This window comes from Muriicola sp., assembly GCF_041567615.1.
GTDB lineage: Bacteria > Bacteroidota > Bacteroidia > Flavobacteriales > Flavobacteriaceae > Muriicola.
Genome location: NZ_JBFGBM010000223.1, coordinates 1 through 3,705 on the forward strand (window position 1 = coordinate 1; position 3,705 = coordinate 3,705).

A 3,705-nucleotide genomic window follows, 5' to 3' on the forward strand; every position below is an offset into this window, starting at 1 on the left:
CAGGTTCCAGAGGCCCACTCCCCAGGAAAACGCAATGCCTGCATAAGTGAACACGATGACATACATCAGGCTTTGTGAAATCTCAACTTTGACGGAATACGGCTGAAAGTAGATAAATACCTGAGCGACAAAGGAGAGAATCCCCGGATAAAGAAGCCAGTACTTGATCTTCTGATCTGAGAAAATGGAGATTTTTTGGGTATAGATAAAAAAGACAGCGAAGAGCAACCAGGAGAAATTGAAAGGCAGAAGAAACAATGAAGGATATTGTTGATCCAGGTCTAATCCTCCGGGAATAAAGATCAATAGTTTTAACGAGAACAGGACCAGGTACAACCCGAGCCAATAAGTGCTTCTAAAATGCCGGTGATTCAGGATCAGCAACAGGATACCAAGGGACAGCCCCTGGATGAGACCCAGTAGATCGAGGGCGGATTGAAAATTTAGTTTCAGGTCCATTGATCAATCAATTTTTGAATACATACCCGACTTTGATCATAAAGATAGGTCATTGAATATAGTTTGTGATGGGAAGGCCGTAAGAATAGGTATAGGTCAGCGCCTGTGATAGACGCAAGAGGTATGCACTCTGTCCCGGTTTAATGGGATTCTGACAGTTAGTTGGCGTCAGGGGAATTTTCGTAAGAAGAGCTGATGCAACCCTGCCGCGATTCTGAACCTTTTACGAGACAGCCGAGCTGTCCGCAGGGAAAGTAATTAAGTCCGGTCAGAATCCCGTTTTTTCAAAATTAGGTAAAAGGAATACCCGGTGAAAATGATGAGGAAAGGGAGCAACAGCAGGTCGTAACGTGTGATGCCCTTGGGATAGGTCTGTACAGAAGCATTTACGTCCAGGGCCCACGCGAAATACACCGACCAGATAAAAAGGATAAACAGGATAAAACTCTTTTTATTAGAGTTCATCGGTTAGTTTTCCTTAAAGATGTTATTTTTCCAGGAGAAAACCGTAAAATAGTGGGTGTTCAACTGTTCTGATTTCTGAATTTAGGACGATTTCGTGAGCCGGAAAAGGGAGATAAGTTAAGAACAGGATTCGACATAGGAGTGCGTGCGGCGCATTGAGAAGAGGTATGCCATTAAAAGAATATCAAGGCCCTTGTCAAGTCAGGCAGCCCGACTCTCCCGGTACTGGGTGGGCGTTGTACCCGTAAACTTCTTAAAGGCCGAATAAAAGGCGCTTTTGCTTTTAAAGCCTACCTCTGTGCCTATGCCTTCTATACTCCAGTGAGAGCCTTTGTCTGTTCTGAGTAATTCTTCTGCCCTTGTTATACGAAATTGGTTGATATAGGAATTGAAGTTTTGCCCAGTTACGGTATTGATCGCCTCTGAAACCAATTTTGGGTGCTCATCTACACCGTCGGCCAGATCCATGATGGTGAGGTCCGAATTGATAAAACAATTCGATTCCTTGATGTGGCGATCGATATGGTCCATGATCTCTCCCAACCTCTCCGTATTGATATCCGGGTTTTGATTCGATGGGGACGATGAACTCCTGATGGCTTTTGGGTTCCAGGTGTTAGAGAAGAGGGAGCGCACGTTTCGCTGTGTGATCCCGTAATAGGAGACCCAGTAAATGGCAATAAGATCCAGGAGAGAGAAGACGGTATTATCCGCAAATGCTGTAGGGAATATATAGGCGATCATGTGACTAAAGACTGAAGTAAACAGCAGGTAGATTAAGAAAAACCGTGCCCATTGTAATTCTCTGTGCTCAATAAAGGAGTATGTGTTCAGCACCTCTACCCGGTGTTTATACAACAGTCTCAGATTCCAGATAGCGACGATCCAGGAAAAGTAGGTGCCCAGTATCCAAAAGATAAGTTCATGCCAGAATGATTCTTTGATGACAATCCTTGTTTCATACGGCATGGTGTAGATTCCAACCTGAACCAGCATAGACAAGATCCCCGGTGCCAAGAGCCAGTATTTGATCTTTGAATTTGAAAAGACAGATACCTGCTGTGTATAGATATAGAATAAAGGAAAGAGGATCCAGGTAAAATTAAGAGGCAGCAGGTAGTATTCCGGGTGAACGGATGAGATCTTTGTATTGATAGCGATCCAGTAGCCCAGTTCCAAAGAATAAAATAATAAAAAAAGGCCCAGAAAAAAGGTTCTGCGGTATTTGCGCAAGCCCATAACCATAAGCAAAATACCTATGGTCACACCCTGGATCAGGCCGATAGCGTCGAGCAGGATCTGAAAATTGATATTCAAATCAGAAAGCATGCGTTAGAATTATATACCTAAAGAATCGCACTTGGTCTTAATTGGGGGAATAGAAGATCAGGGTTACTACAAAAATATAACAATCTTTAAGTTGAATCATCCCTTTACAGAAAAACAACGAAATCCCCCGGTTTTGTAACATGTTGCAAGTCTTATTCCGGTAAAGCAAGCAGTCTGATTAATCCTTTTTGATAAAGTTTTGAGTTTGACGGACCATACTGATAAAATGGAAATTTATCACAAATACCAGTAAGCCCAGTACATCAGGCCAAATTGAAGTGGGATCCTCAGGATCAGGATCCATTTGGGAACCCCGACTCCTTCTTTCTCCCCTTTGAGCATGTAAAAATGCACTAACAGGAAAACAACCAGCATGCCGATGATTCCGATTAGGGAAAGATCCCGGGTGGGCTCGAAGCAAAGGCCGATGGCCAGGAGTATTTCGACTCCTCCGCTTATCAAAACCAATTCCTTGTGAAAAGGCAGGTAGGCCGGCATGATCCGCATATAGGCCTTGGGTTTAATGAAGTGCATGACTCCCGCAAAAGCGTACATGACAGACATGGCGTAAAAATGCCAGGGTTCATTCATGCCTCTAAAATAAAAAGACCGCTTGGTTAAAGCGGTCTTTTTTATCAATTAAAACAAAATTACTTCACCATCTCATAACTTCTCCTGATGAATTTAGTCAGGGCTTCCCCTTTGAGCAGGCCTTTGGAAAGCCTGGCGAGGTCCAGGGACTGGTTGATCAGCCTTTCCCTTTTCTTCCCAGTTTTGGTATTCAGGATCTCACTGACGAGTTCGTGATTGGTATTGATCACCAGGTTGTACATGTCGGGCATGTTACCCATGCCGAACATCCCGCCACCTGTTTTCTGCATTTCCTTCATCCGCCTCATAAATTCGGGTTCTGTGATGATGAAAGGGGCGGCCTGGCTGTCCATGGCTTCCAGCTGTACGGTATACCCTTTGTCTCCCAGCACTTCCTCGATCTGCGTCTTGAGTGTCTCCTTCTCTTCTTCCGAGAGCTTGCTGATCTTGGTGTCCTCTTTTTTGATCAAGTTATCGAGGTGGTCTGCATCCACCCTGGCAAAGGAAAGTTTTTCCTTGGAGGTCTCGAGTTTCTGCAGCAAGTGGCCAACGATAGGGGAATCGAGCAGGAGCACTTCGTATCCCTTTTCTTTGGCGGCAACTATGTAACTGTGTTGTTCTTCCTTGTCTGAAGCGTATAAGACCACCAGATTTTCGTCCTTGTCTGTCTGTTGAGCGGAGATCTTCTCCTTGAGTTCATCGAAGGTGTAATATGCACCGTCTACCGTGGGGTAAAGCGCAAAAGCCTCAGCCTTCTCAAAGAATTTCTCCTCGGAGAGCATTCCGTATTCGATCACGATCTTGATGTCGTTCCATTTTGCCTCAAAATCTTCCCGGTTGTCCTTAAAGAGGGAGGTGAGC

General features: G+C 44.6%; 4 protein-coding genes and 1 pseudogene. All 5 read right to left on the reverse strand.

Annotated elements, in window-relative coordinates; genetic code table 11:
* A partial coding sequence (locus ABYP73_RS12150; RefSeq protein ID WP_372974507.1) for a hypothetical protein occupies positions 1-459 on the reverse strand: 459 nt, incomplete at its 3' end.
* A 258-nt stretch (positions 460-717) separates the two neighbouring features.
* The gene (locus ABYP73_RS12155) at positions 718-924 is read right to left on the reverse strand and encodes a hypothetical protein (RefSeq protein WP_372974508.1); all 207 of its coding nucleotides are present in this window, start codon (positions 922-924) and stop codon (positions 718-720) included.
* A gap of 201 nt (positions 925-1,125) precedes the next feature.
* Entirely contained in the window at positions 1,126-2,253 is a 1,128-nt protein-coding gene (locus ABYP73_RS12160; RefSeq protein ID WP_372974509.1) for a helix-turn-helix domain-containing protein, read from the reverse strand.
* A gap of 237 nt (positions 2,254-2,490) precedes the next feature.
* Positions 2,491-2,844, reverse strand: a complete 354-nt coding sequence (locus tag ABYP73_RS12165; RefSeq protein ID WP_372974510.1) for a MauE/DoxX family redox-associated membrane protein — start codon at positions 2,842-2,844, stop codon at positions 2,491-2,493.
* Between the two features lie 59 nt (positions 2,845-2,903).
* A pseudogene (locus ABYP73_RS12170) lies at positions 2,904-3,705 on the reverse strand (molecular chaperone HtpG); the annotation flags it as partial.